This is a genomic window from Pseudoalteromonas sp. GB43 (genome assembly GCF_054923805.1).
In genome coordinates, this window is the sequence record NZ_JBPCHJ010000001.1 from 1,004,962 (window position 1) to 1,031,216 (window position 26,255).

The window sequence follows — 26,255 nt, forward strand, 5'->3', positions numbered from 1 at the left end:
ACATTAGACTTATGTCTGTCCTTGGAAGTGCTTTTGGCACTCGCACTCAAGGGGCTGTTAAAGTTATCATGTTGTACCATCAAAATTAAATGCTGTCAGTAACGTATACGGTGACTATGAAAAATAACCAACTTAAAATTCCCTTTTCAGCCACTTATCGCCAACGTGTTGTGCGCTTAAGCTTGGCTACAGCCTGTTTTGTGCTGTTAAGTTGGGTTGCCATGAATAGTAGCTTTCAAAGCCACCAATTACTTTATGATAGCGCTGATAGCACAGCGATAAGCTTAACCAAGTTTATGGCACTGAATGCCAAAACGCCGCTACAAGAAAAAAATAAACCTGAATTAAATGCGTTGTGTAATCACATTGCTGAAGATGAGTATGTGTTAGCGGCAACTATTTACGATCAGCAAGGTATTCAAATTGCTGCCAGTGATAATTGGCAAAGCCACCACACCTTTGGTTTATTACCCGATTCAACCCCTGGTATAAGTAAGCTTAAAACCCCATTTGTAGAGCCTGTGATAAGTGATAATGAAAGGCCAATTGGTTTTGTATCGATAACCTATTTAACACAGGCTTCTATTGCAACCAGCCACAGTAATTTCCATGACTTAGGGCGACAAGTGTTATTAATGCTGGTGATCACCTGTATATTCACTTGGCAATTAGGTCGAGGCTTGAAGCTTTGGCAAATAAATCGTTATATCAAGAAAAGTTCAGAGCAAGAATCGTAGAGTTCTGCAGCTAGTTGCAGCTTTGCATCGCCTGTCGCGCCTTTAAGCTCACATAAATGAGTAAATACATCGCGCACCTTTAGCGGCGTATTAACCTGCCCTTGAAAACCTGCCAGCGGCATTGATGGCGAGTCGGTTTCAAGCACTAAATGCTGCAGCTCAATTAAGCTGATAACTTTACGAGTTTTAGCAGCACGCGGGTAACTTATCACACCACCAACACCAAGTTTAAATCCTTGTTTTATATAACTCTGAGCTTGTTGTTCTGAGCCAGAAAAGGCATGAATTACCCCGCCAAACTTTGGTTTGCAGCGCTTAAATGAGCGAGCAATTAAATCATGGCTTTGCCTGTGATGCACAATAAGTGGTAAAGCGAGTTGGTTGGCAAGCTCTATCTGTCCTTCAAATAACTGCGTTTGTTTATCGAGGTTATCGATGCTTCGATCAAGGTCGCACTCACCGATGGCAATAAACCGCCCTGAATGGGTTTTCGCTAATTGCTCTAGTTCAGCGAGATGATGAGTTTGGTGATCAGATAAAAAATAAGGATGTAAACCTAAAGCCACTGAAATACTTGGCTCTGATTTAGTAAACGATAATAGTTTTGTCGATTGTGCCAAGCTCACACCCGGCACAATGAAATGCTCGATCCCTACTTGCTTGCATGCTGTGATGAGCTCTGTGCGAATCTCATCAAATTCGCTAAAATCAAGGTGACAGTGGGAATCGATAAAACGCATTTACGGATTTAAGCGACCAAACTGCCAACTACCATCGGCTTGGCGTTGATACATAAAGCGGTCATGTAAGCGGTGTGCTCCGCCTTGCCAAAATTCAATTTTAGTAGGCTCAACACAATAGCCTCCCCAAAAATCAGGCAATGGAATTTCACCCTCAGAAAACTTTTGCTTCATTTTCGCAAATGTTTCCATTAATACCTTACGTGATGACACAGGACGACTTTGCTGAGAAGCCCATGCAGCTAACTGGCTTTCTTTAGGACGCGATAAAAAGTACTTAGCCACAGCAGTTGTTGGTAAGGGTTTAGCCTCGCCGTAGACTATGACTTGTCGCTCCATGTGGTGCCATGGGAAATGCAGAGAAATTTTGTTATTACCTTTTAGCTCCTGCGCTTTGCGCGAGCCGGTATTAGTAAAAAATACAAAGCCATTTTCATCAAGATGCTTTAACAGCACAATACGCTGCGAAGGCTGACCATGCTCATCAACCGTTGCAACGACCATCGCCGTAGGATCAGGCAAATTAGTTGCAACAGCTTGCTCAAGCCATTTCTCAAACTGCTTGATTGGAGATGCATCAAGCATGTCTTCAGATAAACCATCCTGTAAATATTCACGGCGAATATCTTCAAGTTTCATAAAATTCCCTCTATCGCTATCAGCTATCAGCTATCAGCTATCAGCTATCAGCTATCAGCTATCAGCTAAAGATTAATCAAGGTTGTTGAGCTGTCAATTTTGTTGGGTTTCGCTACGCTCTACCCAACCTACGAAGCTAGGTTCTACAAGCTACTCCCCTGGCGCCTAGAGTCTAGGGTCTGCGATTTATGTTGGGTTTCGCTGCGCTCTACCCAACCTACGAAGCAGAGTTCACCTAGGTAGTTTAGCCTAAGACAAGGCGGAAAACCGACTTATCCCTACGAGCTCTTAAACGTTGTGCAAGTGTAGGAGTGCTTTCAAAGCGAACTACACGAAGCAGAATTCACCTAAGTAGTTTAGCCTAAGACAAGGCGGAAAACCGACTTATCCCTACGAGCTCTTAAACGTTGTGCAAGTGTAGGAGTGCTTTCAAAGCGAACTACACGAAGCAGAATTCACCTAAGTAGTTTAGCCTAAGACAAGGCGGAAAACCGACTTATCCCTATGAGCATACGTGTTTTGTATGTGATTAGGGTCAGTCGGTTTGACAACGCAGTATTAGGTTAAAATACGACGGTGATTACATTTGCTCCATTACTTCGATGCCTAAAAGATCTAAGCCAGACTTCAGTGTCTTCGCAACCAAATTACAAAGTACTAAACGGCTGTCACGAACACTTGGCTCTACGCCTTCTTTTAGAACTGGGCATGCTTCGTAGAACGTCATGTATAGGCTTGCTAGTTCGTATAGGTATCCACATAATACGTGCGGTGTCGCTTCGCTGATCATTAGATCGAGTACTTCTTCTAGCTGAAGAAGTTTAAGTGCCAGCGCTTTTTCTTGCGGCTCGTTGATTGCAACGTCTGCTGTTAATGACGCCGCATCAATACCTGATTTACGGAAGATACTGCGAACACGTGTATATGCATATTGTAAGTAAGGCGCTGTCGCACCTTCAAAGCTCAGCATTGTGTCCCAGTTGAAGATATAGTCGCTAGTACGGTGCTTAGAAAGATCCGCATATTTTACTGCGCCAATACCTACTTTACGGGCAATTTCGCTACGCTCTTCGTCGCTTAAGTCTGACTCACGCTCAGCTAGTTTAGCTGCGGCACGAGTGATTGACTCTTCAAGTAAATCAGCAAGCTTAACGGTACCGCCAGTACGTGTTTTGAATGGCTTACCGTCTTCACCCATCATGGTGCCGAATGGGCAGAACTCATAACTTGTTTCATCACGTAATAAACCTGCTTTACGTGCGGTTAGCTCAACTTGATTGAAGTGTAAGCTTTGACGTGCATCTACAAAGATTAAGATGCGATCAGCACCCAATTTATTTGAACGGTAATCACAAGCAGCTAAGTCAGTTGTCGCATATAAGAAACCACCACCTGATTTCTGTACGATAAACACTGAAGGCTCGCCGTCTTTGTTAGCAAGCTCGTCTAAGAACACCACTTGTGCGCCATCAGACTCAACAGCAATATTTTTGTCTTTCAATAGTGCGATGATGTTTGCAAGTTCACTGTTGTAAGCACTTTCTGCCATGATGTCATCTTGCGTAAGTGTTACGTTTAGACGCTTATAAACTTCTTCAGAATGCTTTACAGAAGTGGCAATGAATAACTTCCACAGCTTTTCGCAGTGTGCGTCGCCGCTTTGTAATTTAACAACGTAATTACGGGCTTTGTCGGCAAACCCTTCTTCATCATCAAAGCGTTTTTTCGCATCACGGTAGAAGGTTTCAAGATTGGTCAGCGCTACAGACTCTAAGTCTACACCTTGGTTGATTTGATCTTCTAAGTGCGCGATTAACATACCAAACTGAGTCCCCCAGTCACCCATGTGGTTTTGACGAACAACTTCATCACCACGGAACTCAAGGGCACGAACAACCGCATCACCAATGATGGTTGAACGTAAATGACCTACGTGCATTTCTTTAGCAAGGTTAGGTGATGAGTAATCAACAACTACTTTTTGTGCTGTTGCATGTGGCGCAACTGCTAGCTTTTCGTCTTCGTTTGCTGCTTTTAAGCTAGCTGATAAGAACTCAGGCTTTAAGTGAATGTTGATAAAACCAGGACCCGCGATTTCTGTTTTTTCTGCGATATCTGCAAGGTCTAGGTTATCAATAATTTTTTGTGCAAGTTCACGCGGGTTTGATTTTAATTTTTTAGCCGCGCCCATTGCGCCATTGATTTGATAATCACCAAACTGTGGACGTGTGCTTTGTGTTACCGCTGGATTAGTGTCTTCAGGTAACCCTGCTGCAACCATAGCAGCAATTGCTTTGTCGATTAAAAGAGTACGAATATTCATTGTAATTTTTACCTTTATGGCCCGCTGTACGGGCACTTAAATTTGAAGCAGACTTAGCGTATTAGTTTTCGCGCGTGTGGTTAAACTTGATGTCTGGATAGCGTTCCATCGACAAGTTTAGGTTTACACGGCTTGGCGCGATATAAGTAAGGTTATCGCCACCATCAAGCGCTAAGTTGCTTTCGCACTTACGCTTAAACTCTTCAAGCTTTTTGGTATCGTCTGAGCTTACCCAACGTGCAGTGTTAACACTCACACCTTCGTAAATCGCATCAACGTTGTATTCTGCTTTTAAGCGCGCAACAACTACGTCAAACTGTAGTACACCGACCGCACCAACGATAAGGTCGTTATTAATAAGCGGTCTAAATACTTGCACAGCACCTTCTTCAGATAGCTGAACTAAGCCTTTTAATAATTGCTTTTGTTTTAATGGATCTTTTAAGCGAATACGACGGAATAATTCTGGTGCGAAGTTAGGAATACCACCAAACTTCATTTTTTCACCTTGCGTGAAGGTATCACCAATTTGAATTGTACCGTGGTTATGTAAACCAATGATGTCACCTGCGTAAGCATCTTGCGCTCGCTCACGATCACCAGCCATAAAGGTTACCGCATCAGAAATACTCACTTGCTTACCAATACGCACATGGTTCATCTTCATACCTTGGCTATATTTGCCAGATACAATACGCATAAAGGCGATACGGTCACGGTGTTTAGGGTCCATGTTCGCTTGGATTTTAAATACGAAGCCAGAGAAGTTATCTTCTGTTGCAGCAACTTGGCGGTCTTCTGTTTCGCGTGGTAATGGCGCAGGAGCCCACTCAGTTAAGCCATCAAGAACATGGTCAACACCAAAGTTACCAAGTGCTGTACCAAAGTAGACTGGTGATAGTTCGCCCGCTAAGAACAGATCTAAATCAAACTCGTGTGATGCACCAATTACTAACTCTAGCTCTTCACGAAGCTGCTCAGCAAGTTCGCTACCAATCGCAGTATCAAGCTCAGGATTATCTAAACCTTTGATAACGCGAACTTCTTGAATTGTGTGGCCTTGACCTGTGCTATACAAAATCGTTTCTTCACGGTGGATGTGATACACACCTTTAAACTCTTTACCACAACCAATGGTCAAGTTACCGGCGCACAGGCAATGTTTAGCTCAGTTTCAACTTCGTCTAATAACTCCATTGGATCACGAATATCACGGTCACACTTATTCATGAAAGTTACGATAGGTGTGGTACGTAAGCGTGTTACTTCCATTAATTTACGAGTACGATCCTCAACACCTTTCGCTGCGTCGATGACCATTAGGCATGAGTCAACCGCAGTCAGTGTACGATAAGTATCTTCAGAGAAGTCTTCGTGTCCCGGAGTATCAAGTAAGTTAACTAGACGCTCATTGTAAGGAAATTGCATAACAGACGTAGTTACCGAGATACCACGTTCTTTTTCCATTTCCATCCAGTCTGATTTTGCGTGCTGGTTTGAGCCACGACCCTTTACGGTACCCGCTTTTTGAATCGCTTGTCCGAATAACAGAACTTTTTCTGTAATCGTGGTTTTACCCGCATCCGGGTGCGAGATGATCGCAAAGGTGCGTCGTTTATTAATTTCGGTAGTTAAATTAGACATGTAAGCTGCTTTTAGTCATAACAAAGCGCACTTAACTGCCTTATAAATTATAAAGCTCGGTGCGCACTGTAAAAATAAAATAGAATTGCCAAGCATTATACCTTGTTTGTCTTAGCCAAAAAAGCAGCGATTGCGAGTAATTACTCCCTTTTAGTTAGGTATTTTCGTTGTTCACTTTTTTGCTAGGCTTGTGTAATCAAGTTGTAACGCATACTATTGATAAATTTCACGGAGGGATGTCAATTTAGGTCATGAAAACCAGTAAGCTCAGTATTCGATTATTGTGGTATATCACACCATTAGTGATCTTACCTTTGTTGTTTTTAGGTGGCTTTACATTAACAAATGTGACCAATTCAACAAAAAAACAAGCTGAACTTATTGTCAGTCGCTTTGTTGAGCAACAGCAACAAAAAATCTTTAATTACATTGACTCATTTCATTCGATTACTAAGCTACTCTCAACCTCTCCTGTATTAGCAGACTTTTTAGCCCGCGAACCTGACTCAAAAAACCAATATATTGAACGTCTTGGCGAGTTGATGAATGTATTTGCAAGCTATTCAGAAGCTTACCCAGATATTGTTAGCATTAATTATGTTGCCCCAGACGGTAAAAGCGATGCATTTTATTCAAGTCAATTAACTCCAGCACCTAAAAGTTACCCGTTTTTTGAGCAAGTGCTACAATCGAATTTACGCCAGCAACAATTCATGATCCCCAAAGAAGATGGCTCTACTAGCCTCTACTTTGTGCACCCCATTTATAATATTGATTACTACTTAAAACAGCCGCAGCAACTGGGGTTTATTGTTGTGCATGTAGAACCATCAATATTGAATGCTAGTATTCTAGAAGCACCATTTAATAACACGCTAAATTTATTTTTAACGACTAAGGGGCAGATTTTATTTAGCTCCGACTATGACTTACGCGGCAATTATTTAAGTGAATATGAGCTTGAGCAAATTAAACAACTCGCTAACTACGGCAAACTTGCCAATATCGAACTTTCAAGTATTGATAAAGAAGAGCGCATAATTTACGCAGTTGAAATGACTGATGGCGATTATTTGATCTCAACCACCCCTAAAGATTTACTTTACCAGTCAGGTAAAGCCATTAGTTTAATCACAGCACTTATAGTTATTATTTCTGTGATTTCGCTGCCTATTCTTATCTATATTGTGGTACGCAACTTACTGCTGACCCCAGTTGAACTATTAGGTGCGGCAAGTCATCGGGTTGGTGATGGTGATTTATCTGTGTACTTGCCAGCCCACACAAACGATGAAGTAGGCGTGCTTTTCAACGATTTTAATCACATGGTGAACCAAATTCGTCATTACCAAGACGAGCTTGAAGAATATAAACATCACCTAGAAGAAAAAGTAGAGAGCAGAACGAAAGCACTCGAAGCAATGAACAGCAAGCTAGAAGTAGCCATTGCGCAAGCTGAACAAGCAAACCAACTGAAAAGTCGCTTTTTAGCGAATATGAGTCATGAAATTCGTACTCCACTTACCGCAATTATGGGCTTTACAGAGCAACTTCTGCACAACAAAGATGCGGTGAATGATGAGCAACATTTAAGCACTATTTTACGTAACTCTAAGCACTTGCTTGAGCTTATTAACAACATTCTTGATTTATCAAAAATAGAAGCTGAAAAACTCGCCGTTGAACGCGGACCATGTAATGTAGTGCAGCTTATACATGATATTGATTCAATTATTCGCCCACTGGCTAATGAAAAACAACTTACATTTAATATTAACTACCAACTACCAGTACCCAAAACCATTAATAGCGATACCACACGTTTAAAACAAATCTTGATCAATATTGCCAGCAACGCAGTTAAGTTCACTGAGAAAGGCAGCATCTCGATTGATATTAGCTACAACAGCAATAAACAACATTTAGAGTTTGCGATTCAAGACACAGGTATTGGTATGTCAGAGCGTGAGGTTGAAAGGGTATTCAAACCATTTGAACAAGCCGATGCGACGACAACTCGCCGCTTTGGCGGTACAGGTCTTGGTTTGTGTATTTCAAAGAACTTAGCCCAGTTGCTAGGCGGTGATGTACAGCTTATTAGTGAACCTGGAAACGGCAGTTGTTTTACCATACAAGTTGCTGCTCATTTAAACGCCGAGCAGTTACAAGCAGAGGCGTTTATTCATAGCTACGAGCAACTCTCACCAAGTAAAGACGTTCAGCTTTCATTCGCAGCGAATAGCTTTGATGCCAATATACTAGTGACCGAAGATAACCCAGATAACCAGTTGCTGATCAAACTATTGTTACAAACCTGGGGACTTGAGCCTGACATCGCGAAAAACGGTGCAGAAGCAGTAGAAATGGCATTAGTTAATGATTATCAGCTGATCATCATGGATATGCAGATGCCAGTCATGGGCGGCTTAGAAGCAACGCAAATGCTACGTCACGCAGCCTATGATGGCCCTATTATTGCGCTTACGGCCAATGTAATGAAGACTGATGTTGATACCTATATTGAAGCGGGCTGTGATGAAGCACTCGCCAAACCAATCGACAAAGATGCCCTAGAGCAAGTACTTGTAAGCTACTTGCATATCGAAAAAGACAGTCAAAACAAGTGGGAAAACTTACTGAAAAGTGAGAAGTTCCAACAAATTAACGACAACTATCGCTCAAAACTACCTGATTATTTAAGCCAAGTCGTGCAGTTGTATCGTGCTAAAGAATGGGAAGCGCTACGTTCATTAGCACACAGCTTAAAAGGCAGTGCGGGGTGTTTTAGTTTTGAAGCTATTCACAAGACTGCGGGTCAGCTTGAAAATGCGCTACGCAGTAATCAAACTGAACAGGTAGAGCAATGCTACGATGCACTTATCAATGCCCTTGAAGAAGCATCTTAAAGGCTAAAGCTCATACCCATCAAAATAGCGTCTTCATTGCCTGTTGCGGTTGGATAGTAGTTCTTGCGCACCGACATATGTGAAAAACCAGCGCTTTCATACAAGCCAATAGCGGGTGCATTCGACTCACGCACTTCTAAAAATAGGTTTTCAGCTTGATGCTGTTCGCCGTGCTCAATAAATGCATTTAACAACTGCTTAGCAATGCCCTGCCCTTGGTACTTCGGCGCAACACAAATATCCATTAAAGTGTAATCTGGTCCCGCTTGTTCACCAATATAAAAACCTAGCATCTCATCACCTTGAAAAGCGGCCAGGTTAAAATAACGGCCAGCTAAACACGACAGCATGGTTTTCTCTGTCCAAGGGTGACTATGGCAGGCGTTTTCGATAGCCATTAACTGGCTAATATAGGTTGCATCTACAGGTTTAAAGCTTATCAAGTTGTTCACCGATTAAAGACCAAAGTTGTTTTTTCTGTTCGCCATTCAGCTTATCGCTTGGTAAGCCTAAGCAGCCCTCTTGCCAGCTAATATTTGCTGTTTTAACGATTTGAGTAATAACTAACGGCGCAAATGCCTTTTCGAGGTCTTGGTGAAACTGTAACGGGAGTGTCAGTGTTTCTTGTTGAGTGTTTGGCATCTGTTCGCCAGAAGTAGCAGGCGCAGTTCGATAGTGTTGATTTAACTCTAAAGATTGTACAGAGAATATCGCAGCGTAACTTGGATTCATAACAACTCAATCATGATTAAGAGCAAGTAATATAGGGAGATTTGCGATTAAAGTAAAGAAGGAAGAAATGGCAGGGGCGGAGAGATTCGAACTCCCAACCGTCGGTTTTGGAGACCGCTGTTCTACCAATTGGAACTACGCCCCTGCAATGACGACGAATTATATAGAGCTTTTTTCAAAGGTAAAGTAAAAAAACACAGTTTTTAGTTTAACTGCTTCTTAAATAAACAAAACGGCGAATTAGCAAGCTAATTCGCCGTTTTTGTACCAATTCAGGTCAGAATAATAAAATTATTCCCACTCGATTGTTGCCGGTGGCTTACCTGAAATATCGTAAACAACACGTGAGATACCATCGATTTCGTTGATGATACGGTTAGAAACCACACCTAAGAACTCATATGGTAAGTGTGACCAACGTGCTGTCATAAAGTCGATTGTTTCTACACAACGTAGCGATACAACCCAGTCGTATTTACGCGCATCACCCATTACACCTACCGATTTAACTGGTAAGAATACCGTGAAGGCTTGACTTACTTTGTGGTAAAGCTCAGCTTTGTGTAGCTCTTCAATGAAGATAGCATCTGCGCGACGTAGTAAGTCACAGTACTCTTTCTTGATTTCACCAAGTACACGAACACCTAAACCAGGACCCGGGAATGGGTGACGGTAAAGCATGTCGTATGGTAGGCCAAGCTCAAGACCAATTTTGCGTACTTCATCTTTGAATAGCTCACGTAAAGGCTCAACAAGACCCATTTCCATATCGTCTGGTAAACCACCTACGTTGTGGTGAGACTTGATTACATGTGCTTTACCTGTTGCTGATGCAGCAGATTCGATTACGTCTGGGTAGATAGTACCTTGACCTAACCATTTAGCACTTTTCAGCTTTTTAGCTTGCTCGTCAAAAACTTTAATGAAGGTATGACCAATCGCTTTACGCTTATCTTCTGGGTCTGACTTACCTGCTAAGTCTGCTAAGAATTGATCTTCAGCATCTACTTTAACAATGTTTAGGCCAAACTTGTTGCCGAACATATCCATAACTTGCTGACCTTCGTTTAAACGAAGAAGACCGTTATCAACGAATACACACGTTAGCTTGTCGCCGATTGCACGGTGAATAAGCATGGCAACAACAGATGAATCAACACCACCTGATAAGCCTAAGATAACTTCGTCATCACCTACAGTTTCCTTGATACGCTCAATCGCATCGTCGATGATTTTTGCTGGTGTCCATAGCTTTTCACAGCCACAGATATCAATCGCGAAGCGCTCAAGTAAGCGTAAACCTTGGTGAGTATGAGTTACTTCTGGGTGGAACTGTACGCCATAAAAACGTTTTTCTTCCCAAGACATTGCAGCATGTGGACATGTTGAAGTTTTAGCCGTTGTTTTGAAAGTCTCTGGTACTTCCATCACTTTATCGCCGTGGCTCATCCAAACGTCTAGTACGCCTGCACCGCCGTCAGTAATGTGGTCTTCGATAGCATCGAATAACGCACAGTTACCTACTTTTTCAACTTGTGCATAACCAAACTCTTTCTTATCAGAGCTGTGAACGCTACCACCTAGTTGCGTTGCCATTGTTTGCATGCCGTAACAGATACCAAGTACTGGAACGCCTGCGTTAAATACATACTCAGGAGCACGAGGGCTGTTTTCAAGTGTTGTAGACTCAGGGTCACCCGACAAAATAATACCTTGTGGATTAAATTCGCGGATTTGCTCTTCAGTTACATCCCATGCCCATAGCTCACAGTAAACACCAATCTCACGTATACGACGTGCGATTAACTGTGTGTATTGCGAACCAAAATCTAAAATGAGAATTCGTGAATCGTGAATGTCTTTGCTCATGGAGTATCTCGTTAGTCAGGAACTGCTCTCCCAAAGGGAGATGATCAATAAATTAGGGCTAGCAAATGCTAGCCCATGTAATTTCAATACCTTAAGGTAATTAACCTAAGCGGTAGTTTGGCGCTTCTTTAGTGATTTGCACGTCGTGAACGTGTGACTCACCCATACCAGCTGAAGTCACGCGAACAAATTGAGGTTTAGTATTTAACTCTTCAATTGTTGCACAGCCTGTTAAGCCCATTGCACTGCGAAGACCGCCCACTTGTTGGTGAATGATTGTCGCGATAGGACCTTTATAAGCAACACGGCCTTCGATACCTTCAGGAACAAGCTTGTCTGCTTCGTTCGATTTTTGGAAGTAACGGTCTGATGAACCTTCTTTTTGGTCCATAGCACCAAGGCTACCCATACCACGGTATGATTTGTAGTAACGACCTTGATATAGCTCAACTTCACCCGGTGCTTCTTCAGTACCCGCTAACATTGAACCCACCATTACACATGATGCACCAGCAACAAGTGCTTTTACGATGTCACCAGAGAAACGGATACCACCGTCAGCAATAACAGGAATATCACGGCCTTTTAAGCCTTCAACTGCGTCAGAAATAGCAGTAATTTGTGGAACACCACAACCTGTTACGATACGAGTAGTACAGATAGAACCAGGGCCGATACCAACTTTAACAGCATCAACACCCGCATCAGCAAGGGCAATCGCGCCTTCAGCTGTTGCAACGTTACCTGCTACGATTTGTAGATCTGGGTATGCTTGACGTGTTTGTGCAACACGGTCGATAACACCTTGTGAGTGGCCATGTGATGTATCGATAAGTAATACGTCAACACCTGCTTCAACAAGTGCTGCGATACGCTCATCAGTACCCGCGCCAACACCAACAGCTGCACCTACACGTAGACGACCTTGCTCGTCTTTACATGCATGCGGCTTGTCTTGTGCTTTTTGATAATCTTTTACAGTGATCATGCCTTTCAGTTTAAATGCATCATCAACTACGAGAATTTTTTCGATACGGTGCTCGTGCATTAGACCTAAGATTTCATCACGGTCTGCACCTTCTTTAACAGTCACTAACGATTCTTTTTTCGTCATTACTGTAGAAACAGGTTGCTCAAGTTTCGTTTCAAAACGCATATCACGGCTTGTCACAATACCAACAAGGTTATTGTCAGCGTCGGTTACAGGGAAACCTGAAAAACCTTTGTCTTCTGAAAGCGCGATAGCATCAGCAATTGTAAGATCCGCAGTCACAGTAACAGGGAAAGAAACAATGCCCGCTTCGTAAGTTTTAACTTTACGAACGTTTTTAGCTTGCTCTTCGATTGTCATGTTTTTGTGGATGAAACCTAAACCGCCCTCTTGCGCTAGAGCAATCGCTAAGCGTGCTTCTGTTACAGTATCCATAGATGCTGAAACTAGCGGCAAGTTAAGATTGATACCACGCGTTAAGCGAGTTGAAATATTTGCCGTGTGTGGCAAAACAGTAGAATGACCTGGTACTAAAAGTACGTCGTCAAAGGTAAGAGCTTCTTTAGCGATTCTTAGCATAGTGCAACTTCTCACATGTGGATCTGAGTATAAGGAATTGCGGCCAAATTTTATCAGCGTTATGAGCATGAGTAAATAAAATTATTCATTTATTTGTGTTAAAGTACGCAGAGAATTTTTTACTGGGGTTTTTAATGGCTTTTACGCACTCAACACAGCCTGTTTACACGGTCTCGCGCCTAAATAAGGAAATTCGCCATGTTCTTGAACAAGGCTTCTCATCGCTTATCTTAAATGGTGAAATTTCTAACTTTATAGCCCCTGCATCTGGACACTGGTACTTTACGTTAAAAGACGACCGAGCACAGGTAAAAGCAGCAATGTGGCGCGGCAATAATCGCGGCCAAACTTTTCGCCCGAGCAATGGTGCACAAGTAACCGTGCGTGCCCGCGTATCTTTATATGAACCTCGTGGTGATTATCAGCTGATTGTTGAGCATATGGCCCCTGCTGGCGAAGGCTTATTAAAACAAGAATTCGATGCGCTTAAAATGCTTTTAGCTGCCGAAGGCCTATTTAGCTCAGCCCACAAAAAACCATTACCAACCAATATTAATCGCGTTGGGGTGATCACCTCAGCCACAGGTGCGGCTATACGCGATATTCTAACGGTACTTAAACGCCGTGCTCCGCAGCTTGAAGTCGTGATTTACCCAGCGATGGTGCAAGGTGCAGATGCACACAGTCAATTAATAGAAAAAATAAACATCGCCAATCAACGCAACGAAGTAGATGTGCTTATATTAGGTCGCGGTGGTGGTTCACTCGAAGATTTGTGGTGTTTTAACCATGAGCAATTAGCTCGCGCTATTTTTGAAAGTCGCTTACCTATTGTTAGCGCCGTTGGTCATGAGGTCGATACCACAATTAGTGATTATGTTGCCGATATTCGCGCCGCAACACCTTCTGCAGCCGCAGAGCTAGTTAGTCCAAATACCGAAGAGCTATATAACAAAGTTACGCAGTTAGTTAGGCACTTAAATCATGCCTTTAAACACGCTTTAGCTGTAAAACGCAGTACTGCCACTCAATTTGAGCATCGCTTGCAGCTATGCCATCCGCGTAATCAACTCAATCAACAAGCGCAAAAGTTAGATGAGCTTAGTTTGGCCTTACATGGCGCGATGAGTAGTAAAATCCAGCGATATGAGCGAGTACTTGCTAACTTAACACCACGCTTAATGCAACGCTCACCCGAAAAGCAGTTAGCGAAAAGCGAGCATCAACTGGCGCAATTACATGCAAGGCTTACACAGGCGATGCAACAGCAACTTTCAAGTTTTCGAAACCAGCTTTCTTTACAAGCGAACCGTTTAGATTCTGTGAGTCCGCTTAGTGTGTTAGCGCGTGGTTACAGCATTACTAAAAATCAGCAAGGTGGCGTTGTAAAATCAGTTAACGATGTAAGCTCTGGTGAGCTTATAACTACCGAGCTTGCTGATGGTCAACTGCAATCAAAAGTTGTATAAAATTACTCCGTGCTTGCAATAATGGTTAGACTATCGTCACTTGAGGTGGTGGAGGTAAATTTAAATTGCTTCCACCAGCTTTGTTCCATCATCTTATCGGTCATGTTACGCCAATAATGACTTGGCAAGTCATCACTCCCCTCAGGTTGCAATAGCTTAAACTGACACACAGAGCTTTTGCATGTTGAGACACTCAGCTGTGGTTGCACTGGTAAATCTGCCATGATTAAAAAATCGCTCATGGCTGTTTCAACTTGGTAAATCCAAGCCTCATCCCGAGATTGCTCTTCTAACAAGGTATAAAGTTCATCTAGGTGTGAGTCGATTTGCTGTGGAGGTATCGCACTTGAACGGTAACTGGCAATCACCGCTTGTTGGTTTTCGACTTGTAACTTTAACTCTGCAACTTGCTGCTCAAGCTCAGTTTTGCTAACAGCTGCTGAACTATTTGAATTCACTTCAGCGACTTGTTTGTTAATAACAGGCGCTACAGCAGTGGCTTGCTGCTCGGGTGCTTGAGCTATGCGTTCTTCAACAAATTGTTGCTGATAAGTTTGCGGCTGTTGTTGTGGGTCTGATTGAAAAAGTGACATAGTGACAGCGCCACAAATAAATGACGCTGCAACAGCTAATCCGAAGGATAATTTAGACAATTCCATTGCTCTTTTAAAGTGTAAAACTACAACATAGCACTGGTGTGGGAGGCATTACTAGCGGTAGTGGTACTATCGTCTAAAAAGTTTTGGTTCATGCTTTCGGCAGGACAGGGACAGCTCGGTTTGCCAACCACTTTAGCTGGCACACCAACCACAGTTGTGTGCGCTGGAACCGCACTTAACACGACAGAGTTTGCACCAATACGTGCCCCCTCTCCTACTTCGATGTTACCCAGTACTTTAGCACCCGCACCAATCAATACACCTGCGCGAATTTTCGGATGGCGGTCACCTTGCTCATTACCTGTACCACCTAAGGTTACAGACTGTAAAATAGAGACGTTATCTTCAATAACTGCTGTTTCACCAATTACAATCCCAGTTGCATGGTCAAACATAATACCATGACCAACTTTACAAGCAGGATGGATGTCAACGCCAAATACTTCTGAGGTTCTGCTCTGAATGAAGCGAGCAAGCTCTTTGCGGTTTTGTTGCCATAAACAATTTGCGAGTCGGTGTGCTTGTATTGCATGGAAGCCTTTAAGATTCAGAATTACAGTTAAGTAACTATCGGCCGCAGGGTCACGATCTTTAACTGCTTTTATGTCATGAGCCACATGCGTCAGCATTAGATCACATTTAACAAAGGCTTGGTCAAATAATTCGCGGATAGTAAACGCCGATACTACTGCATCAGCAAGCTTATTTGCCACAATAAAGCTGAGCGCCGAACCTAGGCATTCATGATTTAACACACACGAATAAACGTGACTTGCTAAAAGCGGTTCACGGGAAACGACTTCGTTTGCTTCTTCTCGAAGCTTTTGCCAAATTTCATGACGCATAATATTGCCTTTCTGGTTGTACCTAACTGCTAAGCCTTAAGTTTAACGGATTTGTAGCAAGATGTACTAACCCGTTGTTTATTTGTTCTGGTTATATCTAATAACCAGAGTAACAACACCTATTTTTACTCTTTTTACTGTGCTTTTTTGCCAACCGCATATGACAGTAGCAAATTCTAACTCTAGCCGAGAAAATTAATTAAAGTGCTTATTTTTCAATAACAAGACAGATATGACATCTTGTCTGTCATATGCCAAAATAGGCACTGACATATCGCTGACGGCGTAAAAAACAAAAATAATCATTAAATTTACATCATCAACTTAACAAGGAAACGATGATGAAAAACGACGTACTAAACTCACACAAGCTAGGTTATAAATTTTACTTTCAAGATGGTGACAACCAAATCGCATGCTTTGGTCACATCATGAGCGGTAAAGAAAAAGTATATGTAAACGACGAATTGGTAAGTGAAAAACGCAGCTTCGGTTTTAAAAGTCATCATGACTTTAGCTACCAAGGTAATACTTATGCAGTCAAATTCGAGATGCAAAATATACTTACCGGCAAGCTTGAATGTTCGTTTTATAAAGCTGACAAATTAGTTAAACAGAGCACACAAACCTCACTTACTGATAATCCAAAACAAGTAGCTTTGGTTACCTTAGGCTGTTTTATTGGTGGCGCAATATCGGGTTATGCAGTTGTTACTTTTATTGAACCATTTCTTGGGAAGTAAGTAATGCAGCTGAACTCTAATACAATAAAAGCACTTAGACTTAAATTCGATTGGACGCAGCAGCAATTGGCCGATGCCTGTGATGTAAGCCTACGTACCATTCAACGAGTTGAAAAAGAAGGTGCGGCATCAAAAGAAACCACCATGAGCCTATGCGCAGTATTTGAAGTGCGCCAAGGTGAGCTTATTAAGCTCGATGACGAAGCACCAGAACAAAGCACAACACATGCAGTGAGTAAGCAAAATCTCGCTGCAATCGTAGCAGCTTCTTCGTTTGTCAGTTTTGCCCTTGGTATGGCAACAGTATTAGTTATTTTTTAGGAGTGAAAGATGACCAAAGAACAACGCGGCCACACTACACTTATCGGCTTTGTAATAACAACCATACTCTTTGCGCTAGCTGTTAAAGTTAGCTCACTACTTTAGTTGATAATAGGTCAATATAGAGCCCAGCTACATCACGGCTGGGCTGTATTTATGTTACTGCTTTAATTGATAGCGATTAAAGGTTGCAGTAGCTAACGCAACAGGTATATCAGGCGCATCTGATTTATAAACATTAGCAATAACCGTACATAAGGTTCTTCCCTTATGGATCACTTCTGACTCTGCAATAATTTTATCACCTGGAGAAAGCGGTTTAAAAAACTTTACGTTAAGCTCAACAGTACTGCACATTTGGCCTTTATCCATAATCGTTACCATCGCACAGCCTAAGCTTGAATCGAGAAACCCAGAGACAACACCACCATGAACAGCCCCTGTTGGTGAGACATGATCACGTCTAATTAATAATGATGTAATAACTTTATTTTCTTCCTTTTTGACTGAATCAATTTCAAAACCTAGCCAATCGCCATAGCTATCGCTTTGCTGGAAAGAAATACCGATATGTTCAGATAAAAAATCTAGCGTTTTCAACTAACCACTCCCCTACTTCTTTAAGATTTTAAAGGCCTAGTTGCGCATATACATCTATTAGTTCTTCATGTATTTTTGCGTTTGCGTATTCAAGCCCATCGGCGCGCCGAGGGTCATCAATGACCTCTACCCATTTTTGCCCATACTTAACAACCTCGTCTTCACCACAAGCATCTGCATTAAACATGTACAATGGCTGAGAATAATTCATTTTGGCTAAGTTGGCTGTAAGCTGAAATGGTTTTAAAACCTCAGGTACAGTAGCGAACATATGAAAGCCATTGTAATTTTTTGCTTGTCCTCCAGCAGAGCAAATTATTTGTAAGTCTTTGCCTTTAAGCTTGTCTCCTTTGCTTCCGTATGCAAATTGATATTGTAAAACATCATCAAGCCACTTCTTAAGAAGAGGAGTCATTGACCACCAATAGATAGGAAATTGAATCACGATTCTGTCATGAGACAACAACAACGCTTGTTCTTTTTCGATATCGATTTTAAAGTCAGGATATTCCAAATACATATCTCTACTTGTTGCTACTTTACCTGACTGCTCTAATTGCTTCTTCCAAGTATTATTGACTCGTGATGCGTTGAGATCGGGGTGAAATACTAAGTGTAAGATTTTCATAAAGATCCTTACTTTATTAATTTAAAATGTTTAAGTGCTGCAACAGCAACGGTGTCTCCAAATTCCTGCACAAAATGCCCTGCATTATTTATTTCTAGAGGTTCAGGGCAATTTTTGATTACGCTTTGCATAAAATTCATAACTGTAGGTCCTAACATTTTGTCTTTCATACCTATTGCCATGAATGATTCGCCTTGCCACTCACTTTTCCAAAATTGAAATGCTCGAGTTGAAATTTTTACGCACTGAGGATCTGGCGCAGCAACAATTTTAGGGAACTTTTTGACGCCAGCTTGATAACTTGCATCTGGATATGGAGATGCATATGCACTCGCTTCATCGCTGTCAATTGTTGGCGCATACTTATTTAAAAAACTAGCGAGATTTAATTCATTTGGCAGAACGATATCGTCATGCCATTTTAAGAATTCAGGACTGCTCACAGGCTCAACCAGCAACCCTGTATTCATGATGATTAATCTTTTAAAACGCTCTGGCATATCTTGAGGCAATGTAAGACCCAAAAGCCCTCCCCAATCTTGGCAAACCAAAGTAATATTATTTAAATCTAACCTCTTAATAAGTTCGATTAAGTAGTTACGATGAAACTCAAACGTATAAACTTTCTCATCAATTGGTTTATCTGACTTACCAAATCCAAAAAGATCTGGGGCTATCACCCTGCCTCCGACATTAACAAATTCAGGGATCATTTTTCTGTAAAGGTAACTCCAAGCAGGCTCACCATGCAGACATAAAAAAACTTCTTCAGAGTCAGGATTACCTTCATCAAGGTAGTGAGCCCTCAAGCCTTCATATCCCTTCAAATCACTAAAGTAATTAGCTTCAAAAGGATAATCTTTAATATTATCAAAGCTACTTTGTGGTGTGCGTTTACTATTTATCATGCCTATTCCTCAACAATAAAAAACATTAGGTCAAGTGACCTATTTAAATTTAGGTCAGATGACCTATAATGTCAACATTGAATTTAACTGTTGAGTACTCGTAAAATGATAAGGTTTGATTACTAAGCAGAAATACTTTGAGATTTTAATGAAGAAAAATGCCAAAACAGATTTAATAATAGATACGGCTTTGCATATTCTTAGACACGAAGGTGATTATGGCGTGACAATGAGAAAAGTTGCCAACGAAGCTGGTATGACTTTGAGCAATGTTCAATATTATTTCAAAAATAAAGATGAGCTTTTAAAGGCGATGGCAGATCGCTATTTCAAATCATGTCTTGACGATATGAGACAAATGGATCCAATAAGCAACCTAGAGAACCCAAGCAATGAGCTCCATTCGCTGCTAGAGAGCTTTCTAAGTCATGGTTTGAAATTAACCCAAATGTGCAGAATATTTAGGGAGTATTGGGCTATATCGACACGAAATGAAGTTATCAATCAACATATAAAATTTTACTACGAAGAAATGGCATTGATCTTAGCTGATAAATTGCGACCTATTTCTCACTCAGACTCAAACGTTTCTAGAGCTGTATCTATATTTATCCCATTTGTAGAAGGTTACTCAATCACTGCACAAGCTATGCCCGAACGTATTGATTCAATTTCAAAAATAATGACTGAAGTTATACTTAACTTACTTACTGATGAGCATGAATAAATTAAACTACACATAAATCTTCGTAAGTTATCTTCTGTAAAATTTATTCAATCACACTCTTTTTTACTTTTAACCATGCAATCTAATAATTTATTGCTACTCTTTAGAAAAGTGTAAAGCAGGAATTGGTGTGCTTGAGTCAAAGGAATTTTTAAGGTTAATACTCGATACTCTCCCTGAGCATATTGTTGTCATCAACGCCGAAGGCGATATCAAATTTGTAAATCGCAGCTGGCAAACATTTGGCGAACAAAATAACTGTGCGTGCAATGAGCAATGGCAACAACAAAATTACCTCGCAATTTGTAGGTCAGCGGCTTGCCAAAACGATGAGTTTGGAGCAAAAGCGTTTAATGGAATAAAACAAGTAATTAACCATCAGTGCGAAGAGTTCTATCTTGAATATCCATGCCATAGCGACATGGAAAAGCGCTGGTTTTTAATGCGAGCAGCTTCTCTTTTTTATGATAATCAGCGTTTTATCGTTATAAGTCACTTAAATATCACCGAAAGAAAGCTTGCTGAACAACAAGTCCAACAACTTGCTAGAATTGATGGCCTAACACAAATAGCTAATAGACGATTTTTTGATAGTTTTATTTTACAAGAATGGAGTCGTTGCTCGAGATTAAATTTACCTGTTTCGTTAGCTATGATTGACCTTGATAATTTTAAAACGCTAAATGATAAATTTGGTCACTTAGTTGGTGATAGCTGTCTAAAAGAAGTTGCAAAACTACTGCCTGAATTTACTCGCAAATACGGTGACTTGTGCGCCAGATACGGTGGTGAAGAGTTTGTACTGGTGCTTGGCAATACACAAAGTAAGCAAGCACAAAGTCTAGTAACACGCTTAATAGATATGATCAGTAAATTACAATTAGCTGAACTTACAGGTCATCCATTAACGGTTAGTATTGGTTTAGCTACTATTTACCCTAGTAGCGATAGTGATGCCATGTTACTCATTGAAATGGCTGATTGCGCGCTTTATCAAGCAAAAGAAGCTGGCCGAAATCAACTTGTGGTTGCTGATAACATCGAGCCATTAAACCTAGAAAAATGCCCCTAATTAGGGGCATTGATTAGAGCTTGTTTATCCAGTTATTACTGAAATACTTTTTCGACATCAAGTACTTTAATATTTTTTACTGGTATTGCGAGCTTATAGTCTGCAATGACTTTATCTTCAGCAACAAGTTCTGCTGGTTTTTCAGCGTTATACACCATTGGTGATGTTTGCTCTGAAGCTAAGCGTTTTTGCATGTCTTTGCCATCACCAGTAATAAACACATAGTGGATATTCTCTGTTTGCAGGTTATCGCGAATAACACGGTTAACATCATCAAGGGTTAGCTTTTCAAGCTTGCCACGCACATAGTCAACAAAGCTCTCTGTGTTATAGAACTCACTATCAAGGGCATAGCCTAATTGGCGGTCTTGGCTTGCAACCATTTGTGGCACAAAGTTAATTAAGAAGTTACGAGTCGCTTCAAAATCTTCTTTGCTGATGCCATTTTTAATTAGCTTATCAAGTTCAAATAATGCCGTACGTGTTGCAAAGTGCGCATCGTTATTAGAACGAAGCGGACGTAACCATACTTGGAAAATTTGCTCGGAACGGCCTAAGTTAGCATCTGGTTTAGTTTGGAACATACCACGCGGGAAGTACTCAATGTATGCATAGTCACCATAGTTCATACCACGGGTTTGACGAATACGCTGATACAAGAAGCTGTTTGAGCTGCGGTGTTCGCCAAAGTAAGAGCGCACTAACCAAAGCGCAGTCCAGTCATCACTGCTACGAATTGTATCGATTGGGAAACCAAATGACACAGCGGTAGATTGCGCTGATTTTTCAACAATCGTTGCATGATGACCTTTAAGTTCTGGCGCATCAGGGATCGTTAAGCGGCTTTCTTTACCTTGTGGAAGCGATGCTAAATCTTTCAGCATAGTCGATTTAACATCACCCGGGATCGCACCAATTAGACCTACTGTTAACTTAGATTGGGTAAACTGATTAGCATAAAATGCTTTTACATCGTCAAGTGTCAGTGCTTCAAGGTCTGATAAATCACCATAGTTATAGCTTTCATACGGGTGGCCTTTATAAAGTTGATGATAAAGCACTTCTTTACCTAGCTCTTCGTCATTAGATGCTTTAAGGCCTGCTTTAATGCTATCAATAAGCTCTTTTTTCAGGCGTTTAAAATCATCTTCTCTAAAGCCTGGGTTTAACATCTGGTCGCTAACAAGTGCATACCACTGCGCAGCATTATCTTTATGTACACGACCACGTAAAGAAATCATCTCTTTATCGATTTGATAGCCAAAGCTTCCCGCTAGTGGATATAGCGCTTTTTGAATATCTTTGTAGCTCATCGTTTCTGAGCCACCTTGCGCTAGCATTGCAGCTGTTAATGCCGCTAAGCCTTTTTTGCCTTGGGGATCAGCCGCTGCACCGGTATTGAATAACCAGTTCACATCAACCAATGGTGAGCTATTTGTTTTATCAAGTACTTTAAAGTGACGCTCTGTTGGGGCTTGCTCAATACTGGCAACTGCCGCATTTAAATCAACTTCTTGCTCAAAACCAGCCACTTTATCAAGCGCCGACATTGTCACCGTGGTACGGCTTGAATCAACAAAGTACTTGTTTGCTACCGTTTTGATATCCTCAGGCGTGATGCTATCAGCCGTGGCATAAAGTTGGTTAATCACCTCTGGGTCGCGCTCAAAGTGCATGTAGCTTGCAAGTGTTGAAGCGATTGACTGCGATGAATCTAAGCCATTAATAAAGCTATATTTTAGGTTTGATTTTAAATCAGCTAACTTTTGCGCATCTACTAACTCAGTACGCGCTTGTGCATAGGTACGGTTAATCGCATCACGGGCTTTAGCAAGGTCCGCTTCGTTCTCTACTTTTACAAAAACATGTAATAAACCTGGATCTTTAGTATCTGGGTTATAGGTAAACATTTGGCTGGCAATTTGTTTATCAACAACAAGTTCTTGATAAAGTGCCGAATTATTAGAGAAATACAACTGTGAGATCAAATCAAGAGCGGCACGGTCCTTTTGAGTAGGATCCCATGCCGTGCCTTTGTATGACACAAGCAACCAGTGACCTGGTAAACCATCATTTTTCTCATGTACATATTTTGCTGTTTTTTGCTTTGGCTCAACAGGAATGTCTGCTTGGTAATCGCCTTTTTTCCAGTTACCCCAATGCTTTTTCACCATCGCCATGGTTTCTTGTGGATCAACATCACCAACAATGACTAAAGATACATATTCTGGTTTATAAAATTTAGCGAAAAACTCTTTACCGTACGCCATTTGATCAGGCATTGCTTCAATGTCTTCGAAAAAGCCCATTGTAGTGTGCTTATACGTATGCTTTTCGAATGCTTCGTTACGAACTGCAGAAAGTAACTTACGAATTGGGCTAGCATTATTCTTTAAATACTCACCTTTTACAGTCAGCGCTTCGGTGCGGAACTGCTCTTCGCTGTATGTCAGGTTTTGGAAAATATCAGCTTCGATTTCAAGTACTTTATCTAAGTGCTCTTTTGAGAAGTTTAAGTGATAGTTCGTGTAATCGTTGGTCGTATACGCGCGATTATCAACACCCGAGTTCTTTAAAATATCTGAATACACATCTTGCGGGAATTTTTCAGAGCCTTTAAACATCATATGCTCAAAGAAGTGTGCAAAACCGGTTTTACCTGCTTCAACTTCATTACGTGAACCAACCGATACCGGAATTTGCAGTGACACAACATCTGGGTAATCCGTTTTAACGACCATCACGCGAAGGCCGTTTTCAAGCTCTTCTAATAGGTAATCTTGGCTAAATACACGGTTATCATCTTGGCTGACTCGCTGCTCAATTTCGACTTCTTTAACCATAGTTGACTGTGAGTTACTTGCGCAGCCACTCAGCGCCAGTGTTACAGCAACACTGGTTGCTAATAATCTAAATTTCATAATGTTACCTTGTTAGTTATTTTTCTCATAATCATTGCAGCTTGATTATGCATCAAAGCGCCAGAAAATATGAGGGTCAGCGCAATAATTTATGTAAACAGGTGTGTCAATTTTGCGAAACGCTCAGCTTTAAACTTGAGTAAAATTCATAGTCATTGAAAAACTTTCAAGAAAAAAATCTATCTAGACGTCTAAATGGCTGCTATATTATTTGTCATAGACATTAGCACGAGCTGGAATGAGGATTATGGCTTTATCATTACAAGAGAAAATTGAAGACACCAACCAAGGCGTCTACCTGATCGGTACCACACCACCAAAGTCAGGTACTGATAAAGCACAGCTTGAGACCATTGCTCAGAAGCTACTTGGTCGTTTACACGAAATTGAATACGACGGTGTAATCATCTACGACATTCAAGATGAGAGTAGCCGTATTGCAAAGCCACGCCCTTTTCCATTTAAAGAAACGGTGGATCCACGTGAATACAGTCAATTACTGCGCAGCTTGTCACAACTAGATGTGATCACATACAAAAGCGTAGCGCAACGAGGTGAAGCTGAGTTTACCGAATGGCTAAACGAAACACGTAACGACTTCGAATTAAAAAACTTAGTGTTAGTGGGTAGTCCATCATCTCATGGCGATATCAAACTAAGCCTTCCTGATGCATATAAAACGCTTGCAAAGCAAAGCAGTGATGTGTTTTTAGGTGGCGTTACCATTGCCGAACGTCACGCTAGCAAACGCAATGAACATGAGCGCTTAGTTGAAAAAACAGCACAAGGTTGTAAGTTTTTCATCTCGCAAGCGGTTTATAATGCGCAAGCGACGATTGATTTGATCACCAGCTATGCACGTAGCTGTAAAGCACAAGGCACAGCACCAAAACGCATTATTCTAACGTTTACCCCATGTGGTGGTGAAAAAACCTTAGAGTTTATGGAGTGGCTAGGTATTTCAGTACCAGAAGCAACTAAGTACCGCATGTTAGATTCTGCAAATACATTGAGTGAATCAGTGCGTATTTGCCGTGAGAATCTCGATTTAATTTTACAAAGCTGTGCGCATTTAGATGTACCGCTAGGTTTAAATATTGAGAGCTTAACTAACCGTAAAGAAGAAATTGATGCGTCAATTAACCTTTACCGTTTACTTAAAGCAACCATGGAATTAAACCTAGCTGAAAAGCAAATAGCTTAGCGGGCAAGTTTAGAGGCTTGCTTTTTCTCATACATATCTTCATCAGCCCGCTTTAATAGCTCAGCAAATGTTTCTTTAGGTTGAGCTACAATACCTGAACCTATACTCAAATTAAGTTCAGGTATTGCCATATGTTTAAGGTTTTCTTTAAACGCTTCATTAAGTTTGTAGCTAATCGCTTCGATACAGTCGTTACTTTTCACTTGCAGAACCGCAATAAATTCATCTCCTCCTAAGCAATTAATAATATCAGCCTCTCGTAGATATTGCTTCAATGTATCAGCCAGACATATCAGTGCTTTATCTCCTACTTCGTGACCATGCTTATCATTGAGTGGTTTAAAGTTATCTATATCGATAAACAAACAACAGATATTAAAGCCCAACCGGGCGGCAAGATTTAATTTATGTTGACAAAGTAAATTGAGTGCGCGGCGATTATAAATATTTGTGAGGGGATCTAGCATCGCAATTTCACGCATTTGGGTGAAATTATCAAGTAGAGCTAAATCATCTTCCACCATATCCCTAAGCTGTTCGATGAGTTCTAAAAGACTATGCTGATAATCAGTTTTCTTAAAATCCATTACACAAAAAGTACCAAACGGTTCCCCGCTCGGCCAAGTTATAGGCACACCTAAATAGGATTCAACGCCATCGACAGTAAGTGGACAATCATCCCATTGATTATCTAGACTAACTTGTGGAATGTATAAAGGAGCCATATCTTTTAATACCTTTTTGCAAAAGATATTGTCGTCAATGGCTAACTCGATTCCAGCATGGTAAGGGTTTTCTCGTTGTTCGCTAGAAACAATTATGCGGTATGCTTCATCTGTCTTATGAACAATAAAGCCTGCAGGCGCTGAGAATAACTCGGTCATTAAATCGACTGTTTTTTGCCATTTTTGCAAAGAAAACTGGTTGTCAGGCTGACAAAATGACCATTTATTAACTTCTAACATACTACACACTTATTTTAGTCAGTGGATAGTATA

22 protein-coding genes, 1 tRNA gene and 1 pseudogene are annotated in these 26,255 nt (G+C 41.1%); 8 read left to right on the forward strand and 16 right to left on the reverse strand.

The genetic code is table 11. The features are described from left to right. The first annotated feature begins 116 nt into the window (after positions 1 to 116). The gene (locus ACRWSG_RS04760; RefSeq protein ID WP_054551236.1) at positions 117 to 737 is read left to right on the forward strand and encodes an AhpA/YtjB family protein; all 621 of its coding nucleotides are present in this window, start codon (positions 117 to 119) and stop codon (positions 735 to 737) included. On the opposite strand, the gene ACRWSG_RS04765 is transcribed toward ACRWSG_RS04760, so the two are convergent. From ACRWSG_RS04765 to prfC, 4 genes and pseudogenes are all read right to left on the reverse strand, one after another. After that, positions 704 to 1,477 carry a TatD family hydrolase gene (locus ACRWSG_RS04765; RefSeq protein WP_462165773.1) on the reverse strand — a complete coding sequence of 258 codons (774 nt, stop codon included), beginning with the start codon at positions 1,475 to 1,477 and terminating at the stop codon, positions 704 to 706. The two genes, ACRWSG_RS04760 and ACRWSG_RS04765, sit on opposite strands and share 34 nt — an antisense overlap. Then, on the reverse strand, positions 1,478 to 2,116 hold the full coding sequence (pdxH, locus tag ACRWSG_RS04770) for a pyridoxamine 5'-phosphate oxidase (RefSeq protein ID WP_055020972.1): 639 nt from the start codon (positions 2,114 to 2,116) through the stop codon (positions 1,478 to 1,480). 580 nt (positions 2,117 to 2,696) lie between these two features. Continuing rightward, entirely contained in the window at positions 2,697 to 4,439 is a 1,743-nt protein-coding gene (gene argS / locus ACRWSG_RS04775; protein WP_462165774.1) for an arginine--tRNA ligase, read from the reverse strand. Between the two features lie 61 nt (positions 4,440 to 4,500). Further along, positions 4,501 to 6,083: pseudogene (gene prfC, locus ACRWSG_RS04780) on the reverse strand (peptide chain release factor 3). A gap of 251 nt (positions 6,084 to 6,334) precedes the next feature. On the opposite strand from prfC, the gene ACRWSG_RS04785 reads away from it, so the two are divergent. Beyond that, positions 6,335 to 8,989: a hybrid sensor histidine kinase/response regulator gene (locus ACRWSG_RS04785; RefSeq protein WP_462165775.1), complete on the forward strand. Its 2,655-nt coding sequence runs from the start codon at positions 6,335 to 6,337 to the stop codon at positions 8,987 to 8,989. Here ACRWSG_RS04785 and rimI read toward each other — a convergent pair. From rimI to guaB, 5 genes are all read right to left on the reverse strand, one after another. Then, positions 8,986 to 9,432, reverse strand: coding sequence for a ribosomal protein S18-alanine N-acetyltransferase (rimI, locus tag ACRWSG_RS04790; protein WP_054551230.1), 447 nt, complete (start codon positions 9,430 to 9,432; stop codon positions 8,986 to 8,988). The genes ACRWSG_RS04785 and rimI overlap by 4 nt on opposite strands. After that, positions 9,419 to 9,721, reverse strand: coding sequence for a hypothetical protein (locus ACRWSG_RS04795; protein WP_138616322.1), 303 nt, complete (start codon positions 9,719 to 9,721; stop codon positions 9,419 to 9,421). Before ACRWSG_RS04795 ends, rimI begins: the two co-directional genes overlap by 14 nt. A gap of 68 nt (positions 9,722 to 9,789) precedes the next feature. Next, positions 9,790 to 9,866: transfer RNA gene (locus tag ACRWSG_RS04800), tRNA-Trp, on the reverse strand. Between the two features lie 146 nt (positions 9,867 to 10,012). Next, a complete protein-coding gene (gene guaA / locus ACRWSG_RS04805) occupies positions 10,013 to 11,590 on the reverse strand; it encodes a glutamine-hydrolyzing GMP synthase (RefSeq protein ID WP_462165777.1) in 1,578 nt (525 codons plus the stop codon). 100 nt (positions 11,591 to 11,690) lie between these two features. Then, positions 11,691 to 13,160, reverse strand: coding sequence for an IMP dehydrogenase (guaB, locus tag ACRWSG_RS04810; RefSeq protein WP_054551225.1), 1,470 nt, complete (start codon positions 13,158 to 13,160; stop codon positions 11,691 to 11,693). Positions 13,161 to 13,294: 134 nt separating this feature from the next. Between guaB and xseA the strand changes: the two genes are divergently transcribed. Beyond that, positions 13,295 to 14,629, forward strand: a complete 1,335-nt coding sequence (gene xseA / locus ACRWSG_RS04815; RefSeq protein ID WP_462165778.1) for an exodeoxyribonuclease VII large subunit — start codon at positions 13,295 to 13,297, stop codon at positions 14,627 to 14,629. A 2-nt stretch (positions 14,630 to 14,631) separates the two neighbouring features. Here the strand turns inward: xseA and ACRWSG_RS04820 are convergent, their stop codons facing one another. Both ACRWSG_RS04820 and cysE read right to left on the reverse strand, forming a co-directional pair. Beyond that, positions 14,632 to 15,282, reverse strand: coding sequence for a hypothetical protein (locus ACRWSG_RS04820; protein ID WP_462165779.1), 651 nt, complete (start codon positions 15,280 to 15,282; stop codon positions 14,632 to 14,634). Positions 15,283 to 15,308: 26 nt separating this feature from the next. Then, on the reverse strand, positions 15,309 to 16,133 hold the full coding sequence (gene cysE / locus ACRWSG_RS04825; RefSeq protein ID WP_138599624.1) for a serine O-acetyltransferase: 825 nt from the start codon (positions 16,131 to 16,133) through the stop codon (positions 15,309 to 15,311). Between the two features lie 338 nt (positions 16,134 to 16,471). Here cysE and ACRWSG_RS04830 point away from each other — a divergent pair, with 338 nt between their 5' ends. Beyond that, positions 16,472 to 16,876 (forward strand): hypothetical protein, encoded by a 405-nt coding sequence (locus tag ACRWSG_RS04830; protein ID WP_462165781.1) that lies wholly within the window; start codon positions 16,472 to 16,474, stop codon positions 16,874 to 16,876. A gap of 3 nt (positions 16,877 to 16,879) precedes the next feature. Further along, positions 16,880 to 17,197 (forward strand): helix-turn-helix transcriptional regulator, encoded by a 318-nt coding sequence (locus ACRWSG_RS04835; protein ID WP_462165783.1) that lies wholly within the window; start codon positions 16,880 to 16,882, stop codon positions 17,195 to 17,197. Positions 17,198 to 17,356: 159 nt separating this feature from the next. On the opposite strand, the gene ACRWSG_RS04840 is transcribed toward ACRWSG_RS04835, so the two are convergent. The 3 genes from ACRWSG_RS04840 to ACRWSG_RS04850 are packed head-to-tail and all read right to left on the reverse strand — an operon-like array spanning position 17,357 to position 19,333. Beyond that, a complete protein-coding gene (locus tag ACRWSG_RS04840) occupies positions 17,357 to 17,797 on the reverse strand; it encodes a PaaI family thioesterase (RefSeq protein ID WP_054551219.1) in 441 nt (146 codons plus the stop codon). A gap of 28 nt (positions 17,798 to 17,825) precedes the next feature. Continuing rightward, positions 17,826 to 18,425: an NAD(P)H-dependent oxidoreductase gene (locus tag ACRWSG_RS04845; RefSeq protein WP_054551218.1), complete on the reverse strand. Its 600-nt coding sequence runs from the start codon at positions 18,423 to 18,425 to the stop codon at positions 17,826 to 17,828. Between the two features lie 8 nt (positions 18,426 to 18,433). Next, complete coding sequence (locus ACRWSG_RS04850; RefSeq protein ID WP_462165785.1) at positions 18,434 to 19,333, reverse strand: haloalkane dehalogenase; 900 nt, start codon at positions 19,331 to 19,333, stop codon at positions 18,434 to 18,436. 115 nt (positions 19,334 to 19,448) lie between these two features. Between ACRWSG_RS04850 and ACRWSG_RS04855 the strand changes: the two genes are divergently transcribed. Both ACRWSG_RS04855 and ACRWSG_RS04860 read left to right on the forward strand, forming a co-directional pair. Next, positions 19,449 to 20,060 carry a TetR/AcrR family transcriptional regulator gene (locus tag ACRWSG_RS04855; protein WP_462165786.1) on the forward strand — a complete coding sequence of 204 codons (612 nt, stop codon included), beginning with the start codon at positions 19,449 to 19,451 and terminating at the stop codon, positions 20,058 to 20,060. A 130-nt stretch (positions 20,061 to 20,190) separates the two neighbouring features. After that, positions 20,191 to 21,132, forward strand: a complete 942-nt coding sequence (locus ACRWSG_RS04860; protein ID WP_462165787.1) for a sensor domain-containing diguanylate cyclase — start codon at positions 20,191 to 20,193, stop codon at positions 21,130 to 21,132. A 35-nt stretch (positions 21,133 to 21,167) separates the two neighbouring features. Here ACRWSG_RS04860 and ACRWSG_RS04865 read toward each other — a convergent pair whose 3' ends face one another. Next, a complete protein-coding gene (locus ACRWSG_RS04865; protein WP_462165788.1) occupies positions 21,168 to 24,053 on the reverse strand; it encodes a M16 family metallopeptidase in 2,886 nt (961 codons plus the stop codon). 247 nt (positions 24,054 to 24,300) lie between these two features. Here ACRWSG_RS04865 and ACRWSG_RS04870 point away from each other — a divergent pair, with 247 nt between their 5' ends. Continuing rightward, on the forward strand, positions 24,301 to 25,257 hold the full coding sequence (locus ACRWSG_RS04870) for a methylenetetrahydrofolate reductase (protein WP_138599618.1): 957 nt from the start codon (positions 24,301 to 24,303) through the stop codon (positions 25,255 to 25,257). Here the strand turns inward: ACRWSG_RS04870 and ACRWSG_RS04875 are convergent. After that, on the reverse strand, positions 25,254 to 26,171 hold the full coding sequence (locus ACRWSG_RS04875; RefSeq protein ID WP_462165789.1) for a sensor domain-containing diguanylate cyclase: 918 nt from the start codon (positions 26,169 to 26,171) through the stop codon (positions 25,254 to 25,256). The two genes, ACRWSG_RS04870 and ACRWSG_RS04875, sit on opposite strands and share 4 nt — an antisense overlap. Positions 26,172 to 26,255: the final 84 nt, after the last annotated feature.

What these genes read in the sequence shown, in the direction of transcription:
- pdxH (WP_055020972.1), bottom strand. Translation starts at nt 2,116, where the DNA reads ATGAAACTTGAAGATATTCGCCGTGAATATTTACAGGATGGTTTATCT.
- guaA (WP_462165777.1), bottom strand. Translation starts at nt 11,590, where the DNA reads ATGAGCAAAGACATTCACGATTCACGAATTCTCATTTTAGATTTTGGT.
- ACRWSG_RS04765 (WP_462165773.1), bottom strand. Translation starts at nt 1,477, where the DNA reads ATGCGTTTTATCGATTCCCACTGTCACCTTGATTTTAGCGAATTTGAT.
- ACRWSG_RS04835 (WP_462165783.1), top strand. Translation starts at nt 16,880, where the DNA reads ATGCAGCTGAACTCTAATACAATAAAAGCACTTAGACTTAAATTCGAT.
- ACRWSG_RS04795 (WP_138616322.1), bottom strand. Translation starts at nt 9,721, where the DNA reads ATGAATCCAAGTTACGCTGCGATATTCTCTGTACAATCTTTAGAGTTA.
- ACRWSG_RS04850 (WP_462165785.1), bottom strand. Translation starts at nt 19,333, where the DNA reads ATGATAAATAGTAAACGCACACCACAAAGTAGCTTTGATAATATTAAA.
- ACRWSG_RS04830 (WP_462165781.1), top strand. Translation starts at nt 16,472, where the DNA reads ATGATGAAAAACGACGTACTAAACTCACACAAGCTAGGTTATAAATTT.
- argS (WP_462165774.1), bottom strand. Translation starts at nt 4,439, where the DNA reads ATGAATATTCGTACTCTTTTAATCGACAAAGCAATTGCTGCTATGGTT.
- ACRWSG_RS04760 (WP_054551236.1), top strand. Translation starts at nt 117, where the DNA reads ATGAAAAATAACCAACTTAAAATTCCCTTTTCAGCCACTTATCGCCAA.
- guaB (WP_054551225.1), bottom strand. Translation starts at nt 13,160, where the DNA reads ATGCTAAGAATCGCTAAAGAAGCTCTTACCTTTGACGACGTACTTTTA.
- cysE (WP_138599624.1), bottom strand. Translation starts at nt 16,133, where the DNA reads ATGCGTCATGAAATTTGGCAAAAGCTTCGAGAAGAAGCAAACGAAGTC.
- ACRWSG_RS04870 (WP_138599618.1), top strand. Translation starts at nt 24,301, where the DNA reads ATGGCTTTATCATTACAAGAGAAAATTGAAGACACCAACCAAGGCGTC.
- ACRWSG_RS04865 (WP_462165788.1), bottom strand. Translation starts at nt 24,053, where the DNA reads ATGAAATTTAGATTATTAGCAACCAGTGTTGCTGTAACACTGGCGCTG.
- ACRWSG_RS04785 (WP_462165775.1), top strand. Translation starts at nt 6,335, where the DNA reads ATGAAAACCAGTAAGCTCAGTATTCGATTATTGTGGTATATCACACCA.
- ACRWSG_RS04845 (WP_054551218.1), bottom strand. Translation starts at nt 18,425, where the DNA reads ATGAAAATCTTACACTTAGTATTTCACCCCGATCTCAACGCATCACGA.
- xseA (WP_462165778.1), top strand. Translation starts at nt 13,295, where the DNA reads ATGGCTTTTACGCACTCAACACAGCCTGTTTACACGGTCTCGCGCCTA.